Source organism: [Ruminococcus] lactaris ATCC 29176 (assembly GCF_025152405.1).
GTDB classification, from domain to species: Bacteria; Bacillota; Clostridia; order Lachnospirales; family Lachnospiraceae; genus Mediterraneibacter; species Mediterraneibacter lactaris.
The window spans coordinates 680,837-703,049 of record NZ_CP102292.1; the positions used below are offsets into that span (position 1 = coordinate 680,837).

21 protein-coding genes and 2 pseudogenes are annotated in these 22,213 nt (G+C 42.0%); 16 read left to right on the forward strand and 7 right to left on the reverse strand.

Annotation, left to right across the window (positions count from 1 at the left end; translation table 11 throughout):
* The first annotated feature begins 116 nt into the window (after positions 1–116).
* On the forward strand, positions 117–440 hold the full coding sequence (locus NQ541_RS03270) for a YerC/YecD family TrpR-related protein (RefSeq protein WP_005610462.1): 324 nt from the start codon (positions 117–119) through the stop codon (positions 438–440).
* A 121-nt stretch (positions 441–561) separates the two neighbouring features.
* On the opposite strand, the gene NQ541_RS03275 is transcribed toward NQ541_RS03270, so the two are convergent.
* Positions 562–1,176, reverse strand: a complete 615-nt coding sequence (locus NQ541_RS03275) for a DUF1836 domain-containing protein (protein ID WP_005610463.1) — start codon at positions 1,174–1,176, stop codon at positions 562–564.
* Between the two features lie 204 nt (positions 1,177–1,380).
* On the opposite strand from NQ541_RS03275, the gene pcrA reads away from it, so the two are divergent.
* The 8 genes from pcrA to NQ541_RS03315 all read left to right on the forward strand — a co-directional run bounded on the left by pcrA (position 1,381) and on the right by NQ541_RS03315 (position 10,758).
* Positions 1,381–3,684: a DNA helicase PcrA gene (gene pcrA / locus NQ541_RS03280; RefSeq protein ID WP_005610465.1), complete on the forward strand. Its 2,304-nt coding sequence runs from the start codon at positions 1,381–1,383 to the stop codon at positions 3,682–3,684.
* A gap of 162 nt (positions 3,685–3,846) precedes the next feature.
* Entirely contained in the window at positions 3,847–4,089 is a 243-nt protein-coding gene (locus NQ541_RS03285) for a hypothetical protein (RefSeq protein ID WP_005610466.1), read from the forward strand.
* Positions 4,090–4,192: 103 nt separating this feature from the next.
* Positions 4,193–5,872 (forward strand): 23S rRNA (uracil(1939)-C(5))-methyltransferase RlmD, encoded by a 1,680-nt coding sequence (gene rlmD, locus NQ541_RS03290; RefSeq protein ID WP_005610467.1) that lies wholly within the window; start codon positions 4,193–4,195, stop codon positions 5,870–5,872.
* Positions 5,872–5,997, forward strand: a complete 126-nt coding sequence (locus tag NQ541_RS03295; RefSeq protein ID WP_005610468.1) for a hypothetical protein — start codon at positions 5,872–5,874, stop codon at positions 5,995–5,997. The genes rlmD and NQ541_RS03295 overlap by 1 nt, the downstream gene beginning before the upstream one ends.
* Before the next feature lie 75 nt (positions 5,998–6,072).
* Complete coding sequence (locus tag NQ541_RS03300) at positions 6,073–6,918, forward strand: KilA-N domain-containing protein (protein ID WP_044940502.1); 846 nt, start codon at positions 6,073–6,075, stop codon at positions 6,916–6,918.
* 178 nt (positions 6,919–7,096) lie between these two features.
* The gene (locus tag NQ541_RS03305; protein ID WP_005610471.1) at positions 7,097–7,561 is read left to right on the forward strand and encodes a hypothetical protein; all 465 of its coding nucleotides are present in this window, start codon (positions 7,097–7,099) and stop codon (positions 7,559–7,561) included.
* A 21-nt stretch (positions 7,562–7,582) separates the two neighbouring features.
* Entirely contained in the window at positions 7,583–9,013 is a 1,431-nt protein-coding gene (locus NQ541_RS03310; RefSeq protein WP_005610472.1) for a hypothetical protein, read from the forward strand.
* A gap of 26 nt (positions 9,014–9,039) precedes the next feature.
* Positions 9,040–10,758 carry a DUF262 domain-containing protein gene (locus NQ541_RS03315; RefSeq protein WP_044940519.1) on the forward strand — a complete coding sequence of 573 codons (1,719 nt, stop codon included), beginning with the start codon at positions 9,040–9,042 and terminating at the stop codon, positions 10,756–10,758.
* A gap of 146 nt (positions 10,759–10,904) precedes the next feature.
* Here the strand turns inward: NQ541_RS03315 and NQ541_RS03320 are convergent.
* The 5 genes and pseudogenes from NQ541_RS03320 to NQ541_RS03340 form a co-directional block, all read right to left on the reverse strand.
* Positions 10,905–11,336: pseudogene (locus tag NQ541_RS03320) on the reverse strand (phage portal protein); the annotation flags it as partial.
* A 129-nt stretch (positions 11,337–11,465) separates the two neighbouring features.
* The gene (locus NQ541_RS03325; protein ID WP_005610476.1) at positions 11,466–12,512 is read right to left on the reverse strand and encodes a Fic family protein; all 1,047 of its coding nucleotides are present in this window, start codon (positions 12,510–12,512) and stop codon (positions 11,466–11,468) included.
* Positions 12,513–12,626: 114 nt separating this feature from the next.
* A pseudogene (locus NQ541_RS03330) lies at positions 12,627–12,869 on the reverse strand (terminase TerL endonuclease subunit); the annotation flags it as partial.
* 216 nt (positions 12,870–13,085) lie between these two features.
* Positions 13,086–13,904 carry an IS3 family transposase gene (locus tag NQ541_RS03335; RefSeq protein WP_005609355.1) on the reverse strand — a complete coding sequence of 273 codons (819 nt, stop codon included), beginning with the start codon at positions 13,902–13,904 and terminating at the stop codon, positions 13,086–13,088.
* Positions 13,894–14,241 carry a transposase gene (locus NQ541_RS03340; RefSeq protein WP_005609354.1) on the reverse strand — a complete coding sequence of 116 codons (348 nt, stop codon included), beginning with the start codon at positions 14,239–14,241 and terminating at the stop codon, positions 13,894–13,896. The genes NQ541_RS03335 and NQ541_RS03340 overlap by 11 nt, the downstream gene beginning before the upstream one ends.
* A 258-nt stretch (positions 14,242–14,499) precedes the next feature.
* Here NQ541_RS03340 and NQ541_RS03345 point away from each other — a divergent pair, with 258 nt between their 5' ends.
* From NQ541_RS03345 to NQ541_RS03375, 7 genes are all read left to right on the forward strand, one after another.
* Complete coding sequence (locus tag NQ541_RS03345) at positions 14,500–15,066, forward strand: TetR/AcrR family transcriptional regulator (RefSeq protein WP_005610478.1); 567 nt, start codon at positions 14,500–14,502, stop codon at positions 15,064–15,066.
* 169 nt (positions 15,067–15,235) lie between these two features.
* Positions 15,236–17,029, forward strand: coding sequence for an oleate hydratase (locus tag NQ541_RS03350; RefSeq protein ID WP_005610479.1), 1,794 nt, complete (start codon positions 15,236–15,238; stop codon positions 17,027–17,029).
* 119 nt (positions 17,030–17,148) lie between these two features.
* Positions 17,149–17,568, forward strand: a complete 420-nt coding sequence (locus NQ541_RS03355) for a response regulator (RefSeq protein ID WP_005610481.1) — start codon at positions 17,149–17,151, stop codon at positions 17,566–17,568.
* 180 nt (positions 17,569–17,748) lie between these two features.
* Positions 17,749–17,976 carry a diguanylate cyclase gene (locus NQ541_RS03360; protein WP_005610483.1) on the forward strand — a complete coding sequence of 76 codons (228 nt, stop codon included), beginning with the start codon at positions 17,749–17,751 and terminating at the stop codon, positions 17,974–17,976.
* Positions 17,973–19,322: a putative ABC transporter permease gene (locus NQ541_RS03365; protein ID WP_005610484.1), complete on the forward strand. Its 1,350-nt coding sequence runs from the start codon at positions 17,973–17,975 to the stop codon at positions 19,320–19,322. Before NQ541_RS03360 ends, NQ541_RS03365 begins: the two co-directional genes overlap by 4 nt.
* Entirely contained in the window at positions 19,294–20,139 is an 846-nt protein-coding gene (locus tag NQ541_RS03370) for a pyridoxamine kinase (protein WP_005610485.1), read from the forward strand. Before NQ541_RS03365 ends, NQ541_RS03370 begins: the two co-directional genes overlap by 29 nt.
* Before the next feature lie 60 nt (positions 20,140–20,199).
* On the forward strand, positions 20,200–20,748 hold the full coding sequence (locus NQ541_RS03375) for a CDP-alcohol phosphatidyltransferase family protein (protein WP_167528450.1): 549 nt from the start codon (positions 20,200–20,202) through the stop codon (positions 20,746–20,748).
* Positions 20,749–20,761: 13 nt separating this feature from the next.
* Here NQ541_RS03375 and NQ541_RS03380 read toward each other — a convergent pair whose 3' ends face one another.
* Positions 20,762–22,141 (reverse strand): aldehyde dehydrogenase, encoded by a 1,380-nt coding sequence (locus NQ541_RS03380; protein ID WP_044940507.1) that lies wholly within the window; start codon positions 22,139–22,141, stop codon positions 20,762–20,764.
* Positions 22,142–22,213 lie beyond the last annotated feature (72 nt).

Sequence of the window (22,213 nt, forward strand, 5' to 3'; positions counted from 1 at the left end):
TCAAAGATATAGATGGAAACTGTCGAGGAATGGAAAAAATAAAGTAGTAGACTTTACAAATTTAGTGTGCTAAAATGTAACAGTAATTAAACGAGGGTGAAAAGGAGATTGGTTTCATGAGCAAGAAAATAAGGACTGAGGCGGTTGATTATCTTTTTAATGCCATTTTAAGCCTTGAAAATAAAGAAGAATGTTATACTTTTTTTGAAGATATCTGTACGATCAACGAACTGCTTTCGCTTTCCCAGCGTTTTGAAGTGGCAAGGATGCTCAGAGAGCAAAAGACATATCTTGAGATAGCAGAGAAGACCGGAGCGTCTACAGCAACGATCAGCAGAGTCAACCGTTCACTGAACTACGGAAATGACGGATATGATATGGTCTTTGAGAGAATCGGACTTACAGAAAAGGAAGAAGATTCATCAACTGCAGAAGAATAGAAAGTGGAAAGATAGTTCGGAGAAAAGTATGAGCGGATCTTTGGCCGGGGATCTTCGGACGCAGAATACAAAAGACACGAACCTGTGGCTGCAACCATTGGAACGTGTCTTTTTTTAAATATCAGTCCTTCTTATTCTTAGAAGAAGGAGCTGCGATATCATCAATAATCCGTTCGATCATCATCTTTTTCAGATATACGTCGAAACTGAGATTACAGATAAAAGCAAACTTCTGGAGAGTATCCCTGTCTTCTCCGTCAGGAAGTTGGTCAAAAGCTTCTCCTGCCTTATCATAAGCGGAAGATACGCTGTCTTTCAGCGAGTCGAGCCGTTCTTTTTCCATGTGGCAGAGTTCTTCATAAATAGAGGAAAGTTCCATTGTATCATTTCCGGAGAAATATTTTTCCGTCAATGGCTTTAGTACCGTTTCGATATCTTTGATCGACAAAATACTTTTAAAATAGTAGATAAAAATGAGAAGCAGCATATGCTCCCGGGAATACTTCTTCTTCACAGGCGGCGGAAGAAGATTGTTCTTTGTATAATTGTTGATCATGGTCTTGGTAAGGATCTTATCCTCTTTATATCGCTTGGTAGAAGCGAGCTGTTCATCCATAAAAGTAGTGACTTGATCCATATAAAGATCAATATTCGGGATGTCACCCGGATGCACATATTGAAGATGGGAAAGTTCATTTAAAATGCTGTTAAGCATATCATTCATATCTATAGTCATGTTATCACCTCAATAGACTCATTATATAGTATTTAAAACTATATGGCAAGTAAAAACTCAGAATAATGCAGAGGAACAGTAACAGAATGATCTCGACGAAATTAAGAATAACATAGACTTGACAATCAAGAATGTATGTTCGATAATGGAAGATACAAATGATGGGTATGCAGAGGCATAATCAGTAGATAGGAGAGCAGTTTTATGAGTATTTATGATAAATTGAACGAACCCCAGAGAGAGGCGGTATATCATACAGATGGACCTCTGTTGATCCTGGCGGGTGCAGGTTCGGGAAAGACCCGGGTACTGACGCACAGGATCGCATATCTGATCGAAGAGCGGAATGTGAATCCGTGGAATATCCTGGCGATCACGTTTACGAACAAGGCAGCAGGAGAGATGAGAGAAAGGGTGGATTCCCTGGTGGGTTTTGGCTCGGAAAGCATCTGGGTAAGCACTTTTCATTCGATGTGTGTGCGGATTTTAAGAAGATTTATAGACCGGCTTGGTTATGATAACCGTTTTACGATCTACGATACAGACGACCAGAAGACTCTGATGAAAGAAGTCTGTAAAAAGGTCGCCATTGATACAAAGGTTTTTAAAGAGAGAAGCCTTATGTCGGCGATTTCTTCTGCCAAGAATGAACTGATCCTTCCGGATGAGTTTGAACTGAATGCAGGAGGAGATTTTGCAAAGCTGAAGATTGCAAAAGTATACCGTGAGTATGAGGCACAACTGAAGGCGAATAATGCACTGGATTTTGATGATCTGCTGGTGAAGACGGTTCAGCTTCTGCAGACGCAGCCGGATGTGCTGGAGAATTATCAGGAGCGGTTTCGCTATATTATGGTCGATGAGTATCAGGATACGAATACAGTGCAGTTCCAGCTTGTAAGACTGCTTGCCGGAAAGTATCGGAATCTGTGCGTGGTGGGAGATGATGACCAGTCGATCTACAAGTTTCGTGGAGCGAATATCCGCAATATTCTGGATTTTGAGCATGAATTTTCAGATGCCTGTGTCATAAAGCTGGAGCAGAATTACCGCTCCACGGGCAATATCCTGAATGCAGCGAACCGGGTGATCGCCAATAATAAAGGCAGGAAAGAAAAGACTTTATGGACTGCCAACGGGGAGGGAGAGCTGGTTCATTTAAGGCAGTTTGATACAGGATATGATGAGGCGGATTTTATTGCAGAAGATATAAAAAAGGAAGTAAGGGCAGGAGCATCATATAATGACCACGCGGTGCTTTACAGAACGAATGCACAGTCCCGTCTTTTGGAAGAAAAATTTGTTGCGATGAATGTCCCGTACAAGATTGTGGGCGGTGTCAACTTTTATGCCCGCCGGGAGATCAAGGATCTGCTTGCGTATTTAAAGACGATTGATAATGGAATGGATGATATTGCGGTACGAAGAATCATTAATGTGCCAAAAAGGGGCATTGGTCTGACTACGATCAACCGGATCCAGGAGTCTGCTGCAGAACGTGGGCTTGGATTTTATGAGACGCTGATGGCTCCCGAGTTGATCCCTGGAATCGGAAGAAGTGCAGCAAAGCTGGATTCTTTTGCAGCTCTGATCGAATATTTTAAAGGACTTACCGGACAGATGAGCATTACGGATCTGCTGCGGGAAGTGATCGAAAAGACGGGATATATGGAGAGTCTGGATTCCGAGGATAAAGAGGATGCACAGGCGAGAAAGGAAAATATTGATGAACTGATCAATAAGGCAGCCGCATACGAAGAGGCAGCAGAAGATAGAGATGAACCGGCTACATTGAGTGCTTTTCTGGAAGAAGTGGCGTTGGTTGCGGATATTGACAGTCTGGATGAAGAACAGGATTATGTTGTCCTTATGACACTGCACAGTGCCAAAGGGCTGGAGTTCCCTCATGTATATCTGGCAGGAATGGAAGATGGCTTGTTTCCAAGTTATATGACGATCACATCAGACGACAGAGATGATCTTGAAGAAGAAAGACGGCTTTGTTATGTGGGGATTACAAGAGCAGAGCAGGAGCTGACGCTTACCTGTGCAAGAAGAAGGATGGTCAGAGGCGAGACCCAGTATAATAAGATTTCACGTTTTATTAAGGAAATTCCGGCAGAACTTCTGGATACAGGAAGCCGCAGGATTGAACCAGAGACGGAAGTGCCGGTACAGCAGAATACATATGCACATGCAAGAGAAGCATTCCGGGCAAGGGCTTTCGGTGCGGCTTATAGCAACGGGGCAGGAAAAAGCAGCGGAGTTTCTTCGGGTAAGAGCAGCCAGGGACTGGCATCTCTTCAAAAAGGCAGCCAGCTTGCAGCAGGATCAGGTGGCAGTCCTGATTATGCAGAAGGAGACCGGGTGCGTCATGTGAAGTTTGGGGAGGGAACCGTTCTTGAGATTCGGTCCGGTGGCAGAGATTATGAAGTAACGGTGGATTTTGACAGTGCAGGAGTCAGGAAGATGTTTGCAAAGTTCGCAAAACTGGTAAAGATTTCATAGGTTTGTGGACTGTCAGCCGATCAGAAAAGATGATTATGATGTGAGAACCGGGACAGAGTTTTTAGGAAAAATCTCCGAAAGCGGTAGTAATAACAGAGCTTAAGTGTTATAATATACAAAAATCAGTCGTAACCTGTGAGAGGTTAGAAAGGATGTGCAGATATGAATAAAAAATTAGAGGATATGATCGCTGAATCAAAATTAAAAGAAATCCTGCATAAGAACGAGGCAGAGAAGCAGAAGAATGCGGTTGTATGGGTACTTGCAATTATTGGTGCGATTGCAGGAATCGCAGCCATTGCATATGCGGTATTCCGTTTTGTGACACCGGATTATCTGGAAGATTTTGAAGATGATTTTGATGACGATTTTGACGATTATTTCGATGAGGATGATCAGGTATAAGTTCAGGTATAAGTTCAAGATGGTAATAGCACAGTAAGAAGAATACAGACAGGATGTGACGGTTGGAGTACACCCTGTCTGTTTTGTTTGTTGGGAGGAAATAATGAAAAAAGGACAGATCTATGAAGGCATAATCGAGAGAGTGGATTTCCCGAATAAGGGAATGATTTATATTCCGGAGGAAGAAAAATATGTCACGGTGAAAAATGGTATCCCGGGTCAGAAAGTCCGCTTTATGATCAATAAATTTAAGCGGGGAAATGGAGAAGGAAGACTTCTGGAAGTGCTGGAAAAATCACCGCTGGAGACCAGGGAGCCGGTCTGTAGTATTTTCCCGGCCTGTGGTGGATGCATGTACCAGACTATGTCCTATGAAGAACAGGTAAAGATGAAAGAGGGACAGATCCATCGGATCATGGATCCTGTCGTAAAGGGCGATTATATTTTTGAGAGTGTAAAAGAAAGTCCAAAAGAGTTTCATTATCGTAATAAAATGGAGTTTTCTTTTGGAGATGAATATAAGGACGGTCCGCTTTCTCTCGGACTGCATAAAAAAGGAAGCACATATGATGTCCTGACAGCAGCAGACTGCCAACTGGTCCATCGGGATATGAATCAGATCCTTTCCTGTGTTCTTGCATATTTCAGGGAGTGGAATGTAAGCTATTATAAGAAAATGCAGCATACCGGATATCTGCGGCATTTACTTCTGAGACGGGGGGATACGACCGGAGAGATTCTGGTGAACCTTGTAACGACTACGCAGGAAGAGCATGACCTGACAGAATTAAAAGAACAGTTACTGGAGCTTCCTTTGGAAGGAAAGATCGTAGGAATCCTTCATATCCTGAATGATTCACTTTCAGATGTTGTAAAAAGTGATGAGACAAGAATCCTTTATGGTCAGGATTTCTTTTATGAAAAGCTGCTCGGACTGCAGTTTAAGATCACCCCGTTTTCTTTCTTCCAGCCAAATTCCAGGGGAGCAGAGGTATTGTATGAGACTGTCCGGGAATACATCGGAGATATTGAGAATAAGACAGTTTTTGATCTGTTCAGTGGAACCGGAACGATCGGTCAGGTGCTGGCTCCGGTTGCAAAGAAAGTGATTGGTGTGGAGATCATCGAGGAGGCAGTAGAAGCTGCAAAAGAAAATGCTCTCCGCAATGGACTTTCTAATTGTAAATTCATAGCAGGCGATGTATTTAAGGTGCTGGACGAGATCGAGGAGAAGCCGGATGTGATCGTCCTTGATCCGCCGAGAGATGGTATCCATCCGAAAGCACTGCCTAAAATTCTTGAGTATGGAGTGGACAGGATCGTTTATATTTCCTGCAAGATGACCAGTCTTGCACGGGATCTTGAGATGATGCAGATGGCGGGATACCGGGTGGAGAAGATGACGGCAGTCGATCAGTTCTGTGAGACCGTTCATGTAGAAAGTATTGTGCTTCTGTCCCACAAGTCACCAGATAGCAAGATTAATGTGAAAGTGGAATTTGGAGAAGATGATGATAAGATATCGTTGAATGCAATTGCGGAACGAGCGAAGAAATATCAGCCGAAACCGAAAATCACATATAAAATGATACAGGAGTATGTTGAGAAGAAATATGGATTCAAGGTACATACTGCATATATCGCAGAAGTAAAAAGGTCTCTGGGGCTGACCATGTATGATGCCTCTAATGCTGTGGAAGAATTGAACCAACCGAGAAAGCATCCACCGAAAGAGAAAGTGGAGGCAATAAAGGATGCTCTTAAATATTTTGAGGTGATTTGATGGAAGAAAGTACATATCAGATTGCGGAGAAAATCAGTAAACTTTATCAAGAAGCGTATGGTGTCTATTTGCCATTGGTTGAAGATGTGTGCAGCAGAAAAGTATCAGAAGATGTGGGAAGATGAAAGTAAGAAGTAAAAGACTTTAAGTAAGATGTTAGTAACAAGAAGAACATATTGGACATGGTTGTAGGAGGTGCAATGGGAAAGGTAATAAAAGAAACGATTCATGCCAATGGGATAGATATCGGAATTTACACGCAGGACTTTGAAAATGAATTTATTTCATTGACAGATATCGCTCGATATAAAAGTGATGACCCAACAGCGGTTATACAAAATTGGATGAGAAATCGAGATGTAATAGAATTTTTGGGATTATGGGAAAGGCTGCACAATCCAGATTTTAACCCCCTCGAATTCGAGGGGGTTAGAAAGCAGGCAGGAGCAAACGCATTTACAATGTCACCAAAGAAATGGATAGAAACTACGAATGCGATTGGTATTGTATCAAAAGCGGGACGTTATGGCGGAACATATGCTCATAGTGATATTGCTATGTCTTTTGTAACGTGGATTTCTCCAGAATTCCAGTTATATATCATGAAGGATTACAGGAGATTAAAGGCAGATGAGAATAGCCGGTTATCTTTGAATTGGAACTTAAACAGAGAAATATCTAAACTAAATTACAGGATACATACAGATGCAATTAAGGATAATTTGATTCCACCAGAATTAACACCTGCGCAGGTGGCATATACCTATGCCAATGAAGCGGATATGTTGAATGTTGTTTTGTTTGGTAAGACAGCGAAACAGTGGAAAGATGAAAATTCAGCAGCAAAAGGGAATATGCGGGATGTGGCAACTCTAAATCAGTTGTTGGTGCTTGCAAATTTGGAAAGTTATAATGCAGTATTGATTAATCAGGGGAAGATGCAAAAAGAGAGAATGGAATTACTCCGGCAATTAGCTGTACAGCAGTTGCAGACATTGGAAACAGTAAGTTTAAATGATTTACCGAAGTTAGGAACGGACTTGTAGGAGGATTGAATTTTTGAAAATCAGGCAAAAAATACAAAGTTAAGAGGGCAGGGAATGAATTAGTTGAATAAGTGGAATGTATAAGCTGTTTCGTTCGGATATCGTCATCATGCTAATAAAATATAAAGAATATGGAGATTATTGGGTAGAAGTGATGTGAGTAGAGGAGAATGGTGATATGCCTATTATTAAGAAATCATTCGGAAAGAATTATTTGCAGTGTTACGAAAGTGAAAAAGGAAAAACATATAGTTGTGAGCAAATAAGAAAATCCTGGGATAATAAAGTAAATTATGTGACAGAAAATAGTTTAAAAAATACAAAAGAAGAGGCACAGAAAGAGTTTGTGGATGCCTTTATCCTTAGACTCCTCAGTGAGAAAAAACTCTGGAAGATTGCCCATGCAAATATCGTTGATTCAGCCGGAAACATTACCGATGGTCGTGCGATGCTCGATAAACTGAGCAGTCCGCTGGTGCTTGAGAATATTAACACAATTTTGAAAAACAACCCGGTTCTGCTGGAAACATGGCAGACCATTGCACTGGAAGATATTCTGGGAAGAGAACTTATTGTAGATTCCTGCTATGTTCCTATTGAGGGACAGGCTCTGAGAAAGAATCTCATGTCTCTTTCTGTGTAAAATACGGAGGCAAGATGTCATATGCTGTTATTTTCTACGCTACTTGAAATCAATGATACAATGACAAAGGACTCCTTTATCCAGCTGGTTCTGGAGTGGAATCAGGGCAGTCCTCATGAAGAAAATATAATTCAAGGTATCGAATGGAATGGCGAACGAAATGTCCGATATGGTACCGAGACACTGTGGCTTGCTATCGAGGAATACCGAAATGAGAACATCATCGCGGTTCGCTATGAAAAAACCGAAGCAGATGGTGTGGTCTGGGATACCGACTACGTTATGAATTTTAATGACATGAGAATGTCTATTCAACTCGATCGTAGTTATTTGGAAGAGGCGCTGGCCGTTGACCCAACCTTTTCTACACCGCATTTTATCACTCTACTGATAGAACACGGCTATTTGAAGGATGATGGAATTTTGCCAATGCTCCGCAAGCCGATTTTCATTAAAGCTGATAATGTCGACTTGTTGACGGATGTAATCAATGGCACTTCAAGGTATAGACTCCCTGTTGTGTATATCTCCAAAACATACTACGGTGAAGATCCGGTGGATATTTGGAAATTATCTGGAAGGTTGAAAGGTGTTGCCCATGTGCTTGTTGAAGAAGGTACATGGCTGAACGAAAGAATCCGTCGGCAGTGTGATAACAAAAATGAATTCAACGGCGCTATCGGTGTATACTTCCCCAATAGTGCATATGGTCATAAGAAGTATCTATATCGTGCATACGATGGAATTGATGCTGTTTTGTCTGAAAAGGTTATTCGTAGTGTAATTCAGTACTGCAACGCTCAAATGATGGATAAGCTGTATACTTGGCAAGGCGTAAATAATGCACTTCTTAGAGATCGATTGAGTATGAGAGGTGCAGAATTGCTGGCGGCTGAATCTGAGAAAAACCGCGTGGCAGCAGAAGCAGATGAACTGATTGAATCTGTAGACGAGGACATTCAAAAGCTGAAAAAACAGGTTGAAGAATTGACCCATGCAAATGAAATCCTTACTTACGAGAACCAAGGGTTGCGTTCTAAAATGAGTAGTGCAGATAATATGCCGATACTGTATTTGGGCGAAGAGGAAGAATTTTATCAAGGCGAAATCAGAGAGATGATTCTGGACGCTATTGCTGAGAAACTCAAAAATCTTGGTGAGAAGACAAGAAGATGGGATGCTCTGACTGATGTGCTTAATGCTAACGATTATCAGAATATTCGAGACGAAAGAGAACGCACCGTGAAGATTTTGTTTAAGGATTACAAAACCTTATCGGCTTCAATGCGTCAGCAGCTTTTAGAATTGGGCTTTGAGATTACTGAGGAAGGTAAGCATTATCGACTCACCTATTACGGCGATGGACGATATAAAACCACGATTGCTAAGACTGGAAGTGACTGGCGTGAGGGAAAAAACATTGCATCTGTAATCCTTAAGAGCATGATGTGATGGAATGGGCAATAAAGGAGCACACTATGAAAGCGATAGATACAGAATTGACAAAGTTTTTAGGGGCAGAGGCTCAATACTATGTTCCTATTTATCAGCGAAAATATAGCTGGAAGAAGGATAATTGCTTAAAATTGATAGATGACATTCTAAAGGTGGCAAAAGATAATGAAAGGCCTTGTCATTTTATTGGCTCTGTCATCTATCTTGCAAAGCAGGACGCGATGCATGCTTCCGCAGTAAAGGAATATTTGGTGATTGACGGACAGCAGCGTCTTACTACAATCTCAATTGTGTTACTTGCTCTTGGGGACTACACAAGAGCGAAAATAGTTGATGATGCTGATTATAATAAAGCAACCACATCATTAGAAAAATTGTCTCGCAGATATCTGACAAATGAGGACGAGACTGGGGATACATATTACAAAGTAAGGTTAAATGAAGAAGACTTCTATGCATGGATGAAACTTCTTGAAAATCGAACTAAGCCGGATGATATTAAAAGGAGCAAGATTTTCGAGAATTATGGAATCATCTACAAGGCTCTTTGTGACAGTAATGTTGAACCTCAATTGGTGTATGATGGAATAAAAAAGCTGAGATTAGTCGACATCTGTCTTGTTCCCGAAGATAATGCACAGTTAGTATTTGAGACGGTGAATAGTACAGGATTGCCGCTTTCTACTGCTGACAAAATTCGCAATTTTCTCCTGATGACAGTCGAGCCGTCAAAGCAGACAAAACTGTATCTGGAATATTGGCATCCTATGGAGAAAGCTCTCGGAATGGAATCTGGTGAGTCTTCTCAATTTGAAAGTTTCTTCAATTATTATATGACGTCTGTTTTGCAGCGGCAGTTAGTTGGAGATTATTATGATGTATTCAAAAATTACTACTATGAGAACAAAGCTGCTGGAACAGAAGGAATTGTAAAACAAATCCATCAGTATTCTAAGTACTATACAGAATGGAATACCGCTTCTGATAAAGGCACACGTATACAAAGAGCCTTATTTAAGGTCCGGAAGACAGGACAGTTTAAGATTACTCCAGCAATCTTAAAACTTCTCTCGGACAGAAATGATGGCCTCATCGCTGATGACGATGTTGTTGAAATTCTTACAATTATGGAATCGTATTGGATGCGTAGAGCTATATGTGCATTGCCAACTAATACTGCTGGACCAGTCTGTATTTCTATGCTGAAGAGCCTTAATGCTACCAATCAGTTAAAATCATTTAAAGCAAATCTCTTTTCGTTGACTTGGGCACAGAGAATGCCAAGTGATACTGAAATTAAGGACACGCTCAAAACCCTAAAAATTTATTCATTAAGTTCTTCCAGGACTAAAACAATTCTGGATAAACTTGAGAATAATAGAAGAAAAGAGTATGTTCCTACTTCGGAGTATACAATTGAACATATTATGCCGCAAACACTGTCTGATGATTGGAAATCTGACCTTGGAGCAGATGCGAATCGAATTCATGAAACCTATGTCCATACAATTGGCAATCTTACATTAACTGGGTATAATTCTGAGTATCAGAATAAGAGGTTCTCGGATAAAGTTGATTGTACTGACAAGGCAGGAAATGCCATAGGATATAGACACACACCAATAAAAATTAGCAGTTATTTGACAACTGTAAGCAAATGGGGCGAAGATGAAATTTTAGCCAGAGCAGAAATGCTATCAGATGAATTAATTACAATATGGAAGTATCCTAAAAAAGACTAATAGCAGATGTCTTTTGAAAGAATTAAAAAACTGCTATTTGTTTCCGAGAACTAATGATAATAACCGGGACGAAAGCGGTTAGTCGATTTGTTCCCGAGAACTATCGGGGGGGCAACCTGACATCAATACTGTTTCCTCGTCCCATGGCCTTTATCGTCACGGTCTACGCTCATTCGGTTGGCCATCAATGGATAGAGTGCGATGACTTCGCCCTTGCCATTTCGAATAATCTGCGCATAGGCATTTCCGTAAAGAAGCAGGTGCGTCATCAGGGTCTCCCGGAAGACAAAGGATGTCATTTCCGGATTTGGTTCATCGTGTATCAGGTGATACAGCGGATGCTTGATAGCCTTTTCCTTGCTGACGGAGTCGGTGTATTGATAAACATGAACCGGCAGGCCAGCAATAGACTCGGAAAGAATTCTGACGCAAGGGTAGACGGCAGTCATCTGCATGGCACTTCGCTCATTCACCGCTTTACCGGAATTACTGCCACCAAACAGGAAACGGTAAGTGCTGCCGTTAGTGCTGTTGGTGGGCTTGTCTCTTGACCGGAATAGTCCGCTTAAAATGCTCATAATAATCACACTCCTTCCTAAATTTGAGCAAAGAAAAGCACCTGCATTTGCAGATGCTTAACCTTAATCACGGTGACTTTCCCTTAAAAAATGGAAATGTTTAAGGGAAATATAAAATACTTAATGGTATTATTTTATTCTAAAATAGCAAGTGTTCTTTCCTGAGCCTTCACGTTTTAGTTCACCAGATGCGACTAATTTTCTTAGTGAGCCCTCTATAGAGCTGACGCTAAGCGAAGGGCAAAGCTCACGAATATTCTGCTTTGTGAAGCGACCTATTTTGTGTAAGGTTGCTCGTCTGACTGTTTCGAGAGCTGGCAACTTTGTTTCAACAAGTTCAAAACGTTCTTCGAAATCTTTGTATGCAGCAAGAACAGTACCAAGCAAATACTTGATAAATGGCACTGGGGCCTCTGTCCCTTCATGCCAGCCAATCTGTGCCTGACCAAGTGCGTCGTAATACAGATCCTTGTTCTTGGCAATCTTAGCTTCCAATGAAATATACTTGCCAACATAAAAGCCATTTCTGTATAACAGAAGTGTTGTAAGCAAACGGCTCATTCGTCCATTTCCATCATTGAACGGATGGATGCAAAGAAAGTCATGAATGAAGATTGGAATTGCAATCAGGGGTTCAACTTCCATATTTCCAATGACACGATTATATTCCTCACATATTCTATCTAAAGCTTGTGGAGTATCGTATGGAGCAAGTGGAGTGAACAGAGTTTCTACATGGCCATCTGGATAGGTGGCACTAATATAGTTTTGTACACTTTTAGTTCTTCCGGCCATAGGATTATTCATGTGGCTATACAATATTTTGTGAAGCTGTAAAATATAATTCTGTGTGATAGGAATTGCATCAAAGCTTTCGTGAATAATATTAAGAACATCGCGATACCCTGCAATTTCCTGCTCATCACAGTTCTTTGGTGTTGTTTTTTCTTCTACAATCTGCTTGATACGAGTGCTTGTTGTAACAATTCCCTCAATTGCGTTTGATGCCTCGGTGCTTTGTATTTTAGCAATCTCAACCAGTTTTTCTAATTCTTCAGGACGTTGTTTCAGGTACATTTCCTGTTTACCGGCCTCTTTATAAATTGCTGCAATTAAGCTAAGAACATCTGAATCCCACTTTTGCTTCTTGATTTCAGAGTAATTAAAAGTTCTCATTTCCTTCACCTCCGATTTTTCCCTTAAATATTACAACAAAATAAGGGAAACAGCAACACATTAAGGGGATTTCCACTTAATAGTATGCGTATTATAAGGTAAAGTATGCAGGGGTTATAGGAATAAGATCCCTCTGTCATCATAGACAGAAGCACCGGTATTATTTCCACAGCGGATCGCACGGTCAAGTCCTATAATCGTGGCAACTGCACCGTCGATTTTTTCTGTGGATTTTTCTTTGTCTGCTTTTACATTGCCAGCAGGATCAGTACGGATATAAATGTTATCCATCATCCAGAGGAGTACTGGATGACCGCTGTGGGCCAGCCTTTGTTCCAGTGTCAGCTTCATAGCATCCAGCGCACAGCCTGCTTCACCCACTGGTTCAGTCGCAACTGTCTGAATGAATTTTCTTCACCGGGATTCTGCTTGGCAGATTCGCAGGCGGCCTCTACCTATAGTGGCTCAGTTGTCAAGACAAAAATCTAAGATTTTTATAATGAACTGATATGGTTGATAAGTAACAAGGAACATGGGGAGGATAGTGGAACACTCCCCAGATCCATATATGCATTAAGCTGCATACGGCAAAAGCATTGCCGGGTAGTAACATTCAGCCGGTGTTTTGTAATCAAGGGCAGAATGGCATCTTTCAAAGTTATAGGTGTGGACATATCGTCCAATAGCAACTCTGGCATCCTTGATGTTGTTATACAGCGTCAGATAAGCTTCTTCATACTTGAAGCTGCGGAACCATCGCTCAATCATGATGTTGTCAGCCCAACGGCTTTTTCCATCCATACTCTGACGGATACCGTTTTCTTTTACAAATTCAATGTATTTCTGACTTGTGAACTGACAACCCTGATCAGAGTTCAAAATCTGTGGTTTTGACACAGCAAATGCTTTTTTTAGAGCATTGATAACCATTCTGGTATCAAGGGTATCATCGACTTCCCAGCCTACGATACAACGGCTGTACCAGTCGATTACAGCTGTCAGATACAGAAATCCGTGTCTGATTGGAATATATGTAATGTCAATAGACCACGCCTGATTTGGTGCATCTATGACGGCATTTCGAAGAAGATAAGGACATCCCTTTGCCTGTTGCATCCGCTTGGAAAGATTCATCTTAGGATAGATTGGGTAAATATCCATCTCATTCATATAGCGGCGTGCTTTACGACGCCCAACATGATAACCTCTGTTTTTGAGTTGTGCAGACATTTGCCTTGCACCCCAGGTTGGATTATCCGTATGAAGATGGTCGATAATCTCTTTACAAGCCAGTTCTTCGTCTGATACAGGTGAAGTCTTGTAATAGATGCTTGTACGGTTGATATCAAGCAGTTTTGCTCCTACAGATGCCGGGATTTCTTTAGTAGTCAAAAGGTTTTGGACTAAACTTACTCTCGTAGTCAGGTCCACAAATTTCTTCAGATTTTTTTTTGAGCCAGTCAACCTGCATGGTTAACTGACCAACCTTTTTCGCATACTCCGCCTTTTCCTTGCGTTCTTCAGCAAGCTTGTCTTTGAGGTTTTCCTGACGCTTGTCATCGAATACTGCAGAGGCATTGTTAAGGAATTCTTTCTTCCAATTGCGGAGCAGATTTGGTTGGATGTTATTCTCGGTTGCAAGGGTGTTGAGATCTTTCTCGCCCTTAAGCAGCTCGATTACCAGGTCTGATTTAAATTTGGCACTAAAGTTTCTTCTTTGTCTGGACATAATGATGAATCCTCACTTTCATACTGATTTTAGTATATCAGATTCATTAATATTTGTCCGAAAAAGTGTCTTAATTTATGAGACCATTATAACCTTATCCATCCCAACCGTGATGCCGAGAGATGGGTTGGCTTTCTTCCAGACTTCAGGATCCGTCCAATCATCTGTTTCATGAAGACAATCCACAATAATTTGAATTTGCAAAAATCACCCAATGACGGTAAAATATATAAGTAAAGAATAGGGGGATCAGGTAGCATGAGCAAGGCAACGACAAAGTTTGCAATCGCATTTGCGTTTAAGGAATTATTATTAGAAAAATCAATTGATAAAATAACAATCAATGACATTACGGAAAAGTGTGGGATAAACCGTCAGACTTTTTATTATCATTTTCATGATATATATGAGTTGATTGAATGGATTTGTGAAACAGATGCAGATCATGTTCTGAAACAGAATAAAACATATGATACGTGGCAGGAAGGATTTCTGGCAATATTTCATCTACTGAAAAAGGACGAACCTTTTGTTGTCAACATCTATCATAATGCTCCGCGAGGATATATTTACCGTTATTTGTATAAAGTAACGTATCAGCTAATATATAATGTACTCGAAGAAAAAGCGGCAGATATGGTCGTGCGGGAAGAGGATAAAGCATTCATTGCAGATTTTTACAAATATGGGTTTGTTGGTCTGGTATTAGAATGGATTGATAAGGGAATGAAGGAGGATCCGAAACAGATCATAGAAAGATTAAATGCATTGATTCAAGGATCTTTCGCACATGCATTGAATAATGCAAAACTGAACAGGAGCTGATTACGACAAATCTTGTGGTTTGTCGTATATGGATGCAATGTAAGAGGATTGTCGCTTTCTATGACAGTTCTCTTTTTTTGTGCATAGTAGGAAAAAGATTTTGTGGATATACTGTGCATATGGAAACAAAGAAAACGACACAGTTTAAACAAAAAGGAGGGTTTTTATTATGTATTATTCAGCAGGAACTTATGAAGCATTTGCAAGACCGGAAAAACCGGAGGGTGCTGACCGGAAATCAGCATATATCATTGGAACAGGATTAGCGGGGCTTTCAGCCGCTTTTTATCTGGTGAGAGATGGGCAGGTAAAGGGAGAGCACATTCATCTCCTTGAGAAACTGGATCTTGCCGGGGGCAGCTGCGATGGAAGAAAGGATGTCCGAAAAGGTTTCTATATGCGTGGCGGAAGAGAAATGGACAACCATTTTGAATGTATGTGGGATATGTTCCGTGATGTTCCTTCGATAGAGACACCGGGCGTCTCTGTTTTGGATGAGTATTATTGGTTAAACAAGCATGATCCGAATTACTCCCTTTGCAGGGCTTCTGAGAAATGCGGGCAGGATGCACATACAGATAAGAAATTTACACTTGATAAGGATTCAGCCCTGGCATTGTCAAAGTTGTTTATGACACCGGAAAAGGATTTGGAGGATAAGAAAATCAGTGAGATATTGCCGGATTCCTTCTGGGACACGAATTTCTGGCTATACTGGCAGACTATGTTTGCATTTCAAAGATGGTCATCTGCACTGGAAATGAAACGGTATTTGTGCAGATACTGCCATCATATTGATGGACTTCCGGATTTTTCCGCACTCCGCTTTACGAAATACAATCAATACGAGAGCATGATTCTTCCGCTTGTAAAATATCTCGAAAGCCATGGTGTGTCAGTCGAATATGGCATGGATGTCAAAAATGTTGTCATCAAAGATGAAAATGGTAAAAAAACTGCCACACAGATTATATATGAAAAGGCTGGAAAACCGGGTACAATTGATTTGATTGAGGATGATCTGGTCTTTATAACAAATGGATGCTGTACAGATACTTCCTGCTATGGAGATCAGAATACAGCACCGGATTTGAGCCTGATTAAAAACGGTACAGGCGAATCGTGGGATTTGTGGAAGAATATTGCTGCACAGGCAAAGAATGGTGAGTATGGTAATCCGGATAAATTCTGCGACGATTTTGAAGCAACAAACTGGATGAGTGCAACTGTGGAAACCTCGGATGAAGAGATTATCCAGAAGATTATCAGCATTTGCAAGCGTGATCCGAGAGAAGGAAAAGTAACAACCGGAGGAATTGTGACAGTGAAGGATAGTACCGATAACTGGTATCTTTCATGGACAATCAATCGTCAGCCGCAGTTTAAAGCACAGGATAAAAATACGGTTTTGATCTGGGTATATGCACTTACAACGAATAAAGAAGGAAATTATGTAAAGAAGGCAATGCGGGATTGTACAGGTGAAGAAGTTTGCCGTGAGTGGCTTTATCACATTGGCGTCCCGACAGATCAGATTGACGATTGGGCAAAAAATCGCTGCAATACAACAACCTGCTTCATGCCATACATCAATGCTTTCTTCCAGCCAAGAAAAGAAAGTGATCGTCCGCTTGTTGTTCCGGAAGGTGCTGTCAATTTTGCATTCCTGGGACAGTTTGCGGAGACACCGAGAGACACTATTTTTACGACAGAATACTCCATCCGTACAGGTATGGAAGCAGTTTACACACTTATGAACGTAGATCGTGGTGTTCCGGAGGTGTGGGGCTCGAAGTACGATGTACGTGAATTGCTGCGTGCTGCATATTACGCAGTTGATAAAAAACCGATTGATGAACTTCCGCTTTCTCTCAAGGAAAAGGTAGTCTTAAAGAAAGTAATAAAAGCTGTGGAAGGAACCGATCTGGAAATTTTGCTCAAGGAAAGTGGATTACTCCGGTAAGAGCAAGAAAAGGGGGATGCAAAAAAACTCAATCGAGTTTTTCACATCCCCTAAAGAAGATCTATTGCAGATAAAAGCTGTACTTTGCATAGAAGAAATGCAGAGTATGGCTTTTCTTTTTGGAGATTGGAGCGGATAACAAGGACAAGATTGCTGAACGGCGGTTTGCAGAAATGAATCAGACGCTCAGAAAGGAGCATCTCCTGCAACAGGACTATTATAAAGAACTGCTGGATGTTCAAAGCTGTGGAGTGATGGCGTATACTCTGCCTGGTCATCGGATTGTTCATATGAATGCAGAAGCATTGAGGATGTATGGATATTATGATCTGATTTTAATGGATGTGCAGATGCCGAGGATGAATGGGTACGATGCAACGAGACAGATTCGAAAGTTAAGAGATCAGAAGAAAGCGTCTATACCGGTGATCGTCATGACTGCGAATGCATTCGAGGAGGACAGGAATGAAGCATTTGCTGCAGGGATGGATGAACATGTGGCAAAATCGGTAGAAATAATAAATTTGCCAAAACCATGAAAGATGATATAATGAGCATTAGCGAGCAGGAGAAAGCACAGCTTTTTCAGTGTGAGCGGCGAATGGCGATCATGATCGCTGCGAAGCAGCTTCAGGCACCAAAGGTGCCGATCATGGTATAATAAGCGTTAGCAAGCAGGAAGAAGCGTGGCTTATTCAACGAACAAGAGGAAAAGCAACATGAAAAAGGTGAAATCTACAGCTCTGGTGATTGTATTGTGCCTGGCAGTTGCGGCAGTCTGTCTCAGCGTCCGTACAGAGACATCACCTCGAAAGATAGTTTCAGCGGCAGTCGGATATGCGTGGACGGATGGGACAGACCGTGATCTGGACGCACTGCTTCAGAGAGCGGATGAAAAAATGTACAAAAATAAACAGAAAATGAAACGAAAGAGGAGAACGATTTGAATCACTATACGATCTATGAACTATTATGGCTTTTCTTCCTGTATTCTTTTGGCGGATGGATACTGGAAACTGTTCTGGCCACATTGAAACAGAAAAAATTCGCAAACCGGGGACTTGTGAATGGTCCGTACTGTGTGATGTACGGATTTACGGCTGTTCTTATGACTGTGGGACTGCAGGAACTGACGGGATTCTGGCTTTTTCTTTTTGCAGCAGTTTATGCTACGGTTGTAGAGTGGATCGGCGGGCATCTGATGGAGCGGATCTTTAAAGAACGCTGGTGGGATTATTCCAATGTGAAATGGAATCTGGATGGATATATCTGTCTTCCGGCATCTCTGGCCTGGGGCGGACTGGGGTATATCGCTGTCCGTTGGGGCAACGTGCTGAGCCTGGATCTGCTGCATCTTCTCCCGGAGCTTGTGATGAAGATATTGATCCTGGTGTTGCTGCTGTTCCTGTGTGTGGATGTTTTTGCCTCTTTTATGCTGCTGACAGGGATCAGCAGAAATCCGAAGCAGTGGGAAGAAACGGATGCACAGATTGATAAGCTGAGTGCAAGATTAAGTTCCTGGATTTCTGAACGGGTGGAAAGGCGTGTGAAGAAAGCTTACCCGCGTGTACGGAAAACCGAAAAAAAGGCAGCAGAAAAAAGTGATGCCTTTGCATCCGGATGTGGATTTTATAAGATTGTATTACTTTTTATTATTGGTGCATTTTTAGGTGATATTACGGAGACGATTTTCTGCCGGATCACGATGGGGGTATGGATGAGCCGGAGCAGTGTGGTGTGGGGACCATTCAGTATTGTATGGGGACTGGCAATCGCATTGGTGACGGCATTGCTCTATAAATATAAAGACCGCAGTAATACATTTTTATTTCTTATAGGGACACTGCTTGGTGGTGCGTATGAGTATCTGTGTAGTGTATTTACAGAGATTTTTTTCGGGAAAGTCTTTTGGGATTACAGCAATATCCCATTTAATCTGGGTGGCAGAATCAATCTTCTTTACTGTTTCTTCTGGGGGATTGCTGCAGTAGTATGGTTTAAAAGGCTGTATCCACCGTTGGAAAAATGGATTGAACGGATTCCACAAAAGGTTGGAAAGATCATAACCTGGGGACTGCTTGTATTTATGTGCTGCAATATCATGGTTTCCTGTATGGCTCTGGTGCGGTATGATGAAAGAGAAAAAGGGATCAGGGCAGAAACCAGATGGGAGCATTGGACGGATGAGCATTATGATGATGCGAAGATGAAAAAAATTTATCCGAATGCAAAGGGTGTCAAAAAAGGAAAGACGGAGGAAAAAGATGCAGGATCAAAAGCAGCAGAATCATAATCAACAGAAAAAGATTGCACTGATCAATGATTTTACGGGATTTGGCAGATGCTCGATCGCAGTGCAGCTTCCGGTTATTTCCATGATGAAAGTACAGTGCTGTGCTGTTCCGACAGCAATCTTCTCGGATCATACAGCTTATGATTCTTTTTACTGCACAGATTATACGGCAGAGATGGAACCGTATATTGAAGAGTGGAAGAAACTGGGACTTAAATTTCAGGGAATCTGTACCGGGTTCCTGGGTTCAGAAGAGCAGATCAGGATTGTCGGTGAGTTTATACACACTTTTAAAGAAAAAGATACAACGGTCGTAGTCGATCCGGTTATGGGAGACGGTGGAAAGCGGTATGCAACCTATACGGAAGAAATGTGCCGGAAGATGAGTGAAGTTGTGCAGTATGCAGATATTGTTGTACCGAATGTGACAGAAGCCTGTCTTCTTACCGGTACGCAATATAAGGAAGAATGGAGTAGCGGAGAACTGGAGCGGCTGGCAGAGCAGATTGCCGGTTCAGGACCGGCGAAAGTAGTGATCACCGGGATTGAGAAGAAAAATCATGTAGCAAATCTCTGTTACGAAAAGGGAGCAGGGTATGAGATGATCCAGACGGAAAAAATCGGAAGTCCTCGTTCGGGAACCGGCGATATTTTTGCAGCGATCATTGCAGCGGATGCGGTCAATGGAACCGGGCTGACTGAATCAGTGAGAAAGGCATCCGGGTTTATCGGAAAATGCATTCAGAGGTCAGTGGAACTGGAGATCCCTCTGGCAGATGGGATCTGCTTTGAAGAACTGCTGTATCTGTTAAAATAAATTTTATCAAATACTGACAGAAAGTAAAGAACAGGATACATGGAAATGAGGAGAAGGTTTATGAAAGAAAAATTACTGACACCACCGAACATCTGCACAATGTTAAGGATCGTGGGAACTGTCGGACTTTTACTGATCCGGCCGCTGACACTGCCTTTTTATCTTCTTTATACATTCTGCGGAATAACGGATGTGCTGGATGGAACGATCGCAAGAGCGACGAACAGTACCAGTGAGTTTGGGGCAAGGTTGGACAGTATTTCAGATCTGATTTTTTATGCGGTGATGATTGTAAAATTTTTCCCGATTCTGCTGGAAGTGCTTCCGGTGTGGATGTGGTATTGTATCGGTGCGGTACTGGTGATCCGTGCCTGCTCCTATGTTACAGCCGCTGTGCGGTATCACCGGTTTGCGTCACTGCATACGATTCTGAACAAGGCGACAGGTTTTTGTGTCTTCTGTCTGCCGTATATGCTTGTGCAGGATTTTGCACTGAGGTATTGTGAAATTACATGCGTGATCGCAGGGCTGGCTTCGACAGAAGAATTTTTGATCCATCTTCTGTCGAAAGAATATGAACCAGGCAGAAAATTTATATGGAAAAGATAGAAAAAGGAGAGAGCTATTGCAGGAATAACCGCAGTAGCTTTTCTTTTTTCTGCGTATATTTCTGATATCGGATCGGAAGATCCATCCAAGTCTTTTTGTCCACAATACTCCGGAAATGACTGAAAGATTCAAAACCGGTTTTTCCATGGTAAGATCCCATTCCGCTCTCACCTATGCCGCCAAATGGCATGGAACTGGTTGCCAGATGAATTACGGTATCGTTGATGCAGCCGCCACCGAAACGGCAGGAGCGAAGAAGCTTTTTCTGTGCGGTTTTATCTTCACTGAAAAAATAAAGAGCCAGCGGATGTGGATGTGATTCTACAGTACGGATTACTTCCTCCAAAGTGTCATAGGTCAGAATCGGAAGGAGCGGTCCGAAGAGTTCTTCTTCCATAACAGCATCTTCCCAGGTAACATCGGCCATAACAGTAGGTTCAATACGAAGAGTTGCCGCATCGGTGTTCCCTCCACAGACGATCTTTTCAGGATCAAGGAGTTCTGAAAGTCGCTGAAAATGCTTTGCATTGATGATCTTGCCATAATCCGGGTTCAGTAACGGACTCTCTCCAAACTGAATCTGGATCTCATGCCGGATCGCAGCAACCAATTTTTGCCGGACCGAATGATGGCACAGGATATAATCGGGTGCAACGCAGGTCTGTCCGCAGTTTAAAAATTTTCCAAAAACAATACGTCTGGCAGCAAGTGGGATTTTTGCGGTGGAGTCAACGATACAAGGACTTTTTCCACCCAGTTCCAATGTAACAGGGGTCAGATTCTCTGCGGCATGCCGCAGAACTTCCTTTCCGACAGCCTTGCTTCCGGTAAAAAAGATCTTGTCAAACTTCTGGCGGAGCAATGCCTGATTTTCTGTACGTCCTCCCTCAATGACGGAAATATAATCTGCCGGGAAAGTGGTTTCGATGATTTCTTTGATCATGGCAAGTGAGGCAGGAGCGTAGGCACTTGGCTTCAGGATGACGGTATTTCCTGCGGCAATGGCATCGATCAGCGGCTCCAAAGTCAGCAGGAGCGGATAATTCCACGGACTCATGATCAGAACCGTCCCATATGGGATAGGAGAACGGTAGCTGTGGGCGGCAAACTGGGAGAGAGGCGTTGGTACAGTCCGGTTTTTTGCCAGGGATCTGACATGACGCTGCATCCATGAAAGCTCGGAGAGCGTCAGCCCGATCTCACACATATAACTTTCCATATTACTTTTTCCAAGATCCTTTTTCAGTGCATGCCGGAGAAGGGGTTCATTTTTTTGGATGGATCTTTTCAGCTTTTCAAGCTGTCTGAGACGAAAGGAAACGGGAAGAGTTTTCCCTGTTGAAAAAAAAGTACGCTGTCTTTCAAGCAGCTTTCTGATCTCTGATTCTGTCATAATAGTACCTCCACTGTCTGTTATAAAAATCCGGATTATCATTTTCGTGCATCAGAAAATCTGCCGGAATCA

What these genes read in the sequence shown, in the direction of transcription:
- NQ541_RS03270 (WP_005610462.1), top strand. Translation starts at nt 117, where the DNA reads ATGAGCAAGAAAATAAGGACTGAGGCGGTTGATTATCTTTTTAATGCC.
- NQ541_RS03275 (WP_005610463.1), bottom strand. Translation starts at nt 1,176, where the DNA reads ATGACTATAGATATGAATGATATGCTTAACAGCATTTTAAATGAACTT.
- pcrA (WP_005610465.1), top strand. Translation starts at nt 1,381, where the DNA reads ATGAGTATTTATGATAAATTGAACGAACCCCAGAGAGAGGCGGTATAT.
- NQ541_RS03285 (WP_005610466.1), top strand. Translation starts at nt 3,847, where the DNA reads ATGAATAAAAAATTAGAGGATATGATCGCTGAATCAAAATTAAAAGAA.
- rlmD (WP_005610467.1), top strand. Translation starts at nt 4,193, where the DNA reads ATGAAAAAAGGACAGATCTATGAAGGCATAATCGAGAGAGTGGATTTC.
- NQ541_RS03295 (WP_005610468.1), top strand. Translation starts at nt 5,872, where the DNA reads ATGGAAGAAAGTACATATCAGATTGCGGAGAAAATCAGTAAACTTTAT.
- NQ541_RS03300 (WP_044940502.1), top strand. Translation starts at nt 6,073, where the DNA reads ATGGGAAAGGTAATAAAAGAAACGATTCATGCCAATGGGATAGATATC.
- NQ541_RS03305 (WP_005610471.1), top strand. Translation starts at nt 7,097, where the DNA reads ATGCCTATTATTAAGAAATCATTCGGAAAGAATTATTTGCAGTGTTAC.
- NQ541_RS03310 (WP_005610472.1), top strand. Translation starts at nt 7,583, where the DNA reads ATGCTGTTATTTTCTACGCTACTTGAAATCAATGATACAATGACAAAG.
- NQ541_RS03315 (WP_044940519.1), top strand. Translation starts at nt 9,040, where the DNA reads ATGAAAGCGATAGATACAGAATTGACAAAGTTTTTAGGGGCAGAGGCT.
- NQ541_RS03325 (WP_005610476.1), bottom strand. Translation starts at nt 12,512, where the DNA reads ATGAGAACTTTTAATTACTCTGAAATCAAGAAGCAAAAGTGGGATTCA.
- NQ541_RS03340 (WP_005609354.1), bottom strand. Translation starts at nt 14,241, where the DNA reads ATGTCCAGACAAAGAAGAAACTTTAGTGCCAAATTTAAATCAGACCTG.
- NQ541_RS03345 (WP_005610478.1), top strand. Translation starts at nt 14,500, where the DNA reads ATGAGCAAGGCAACGACAAAGTTTGCAATCGCATTTGCGTTTAAGGAA.
- NQ541_RS03350 (WP_005610479.1), top strand. Translation starts at nt 15,236, where the DNA reads ATGTATTATTCAGCAGGAACTTATGAAGCATTTGCAAGACCGGAAAAA.
- NQ541_RS03360 (WP_005610483.1), top strand. Translation starts at nt 17,749, where the DNA reads ATGAAAAAGGTGAAATCTACAGCTCTGGTGATTGTATTGTGCCTGGCA.
- NQ541_RS03370 (WP_005610485.1), top strand. Translation starts at nt 19,294, where the DNA reads ATGCAGGATCAAAAGCAGCAGAATCATAATCAACAGAAAAAGATTGCA.
- NQ541_RS03375 (WP_167528450.1), top strand. Translation starts at nt 20,200, where the DNA reads ATGAAAGAAAAATTACTGACACCACCGAACATCTGCACAATGTTAAGG.
- NQ541_RS03380 (WP_044940507.1), bottom strand. Translation starts at nt 22,141, where the DNA reads ATGACAGAATCAGAGATCAGAAAGCTGCTTGAAAGACAGCGTACTTTT.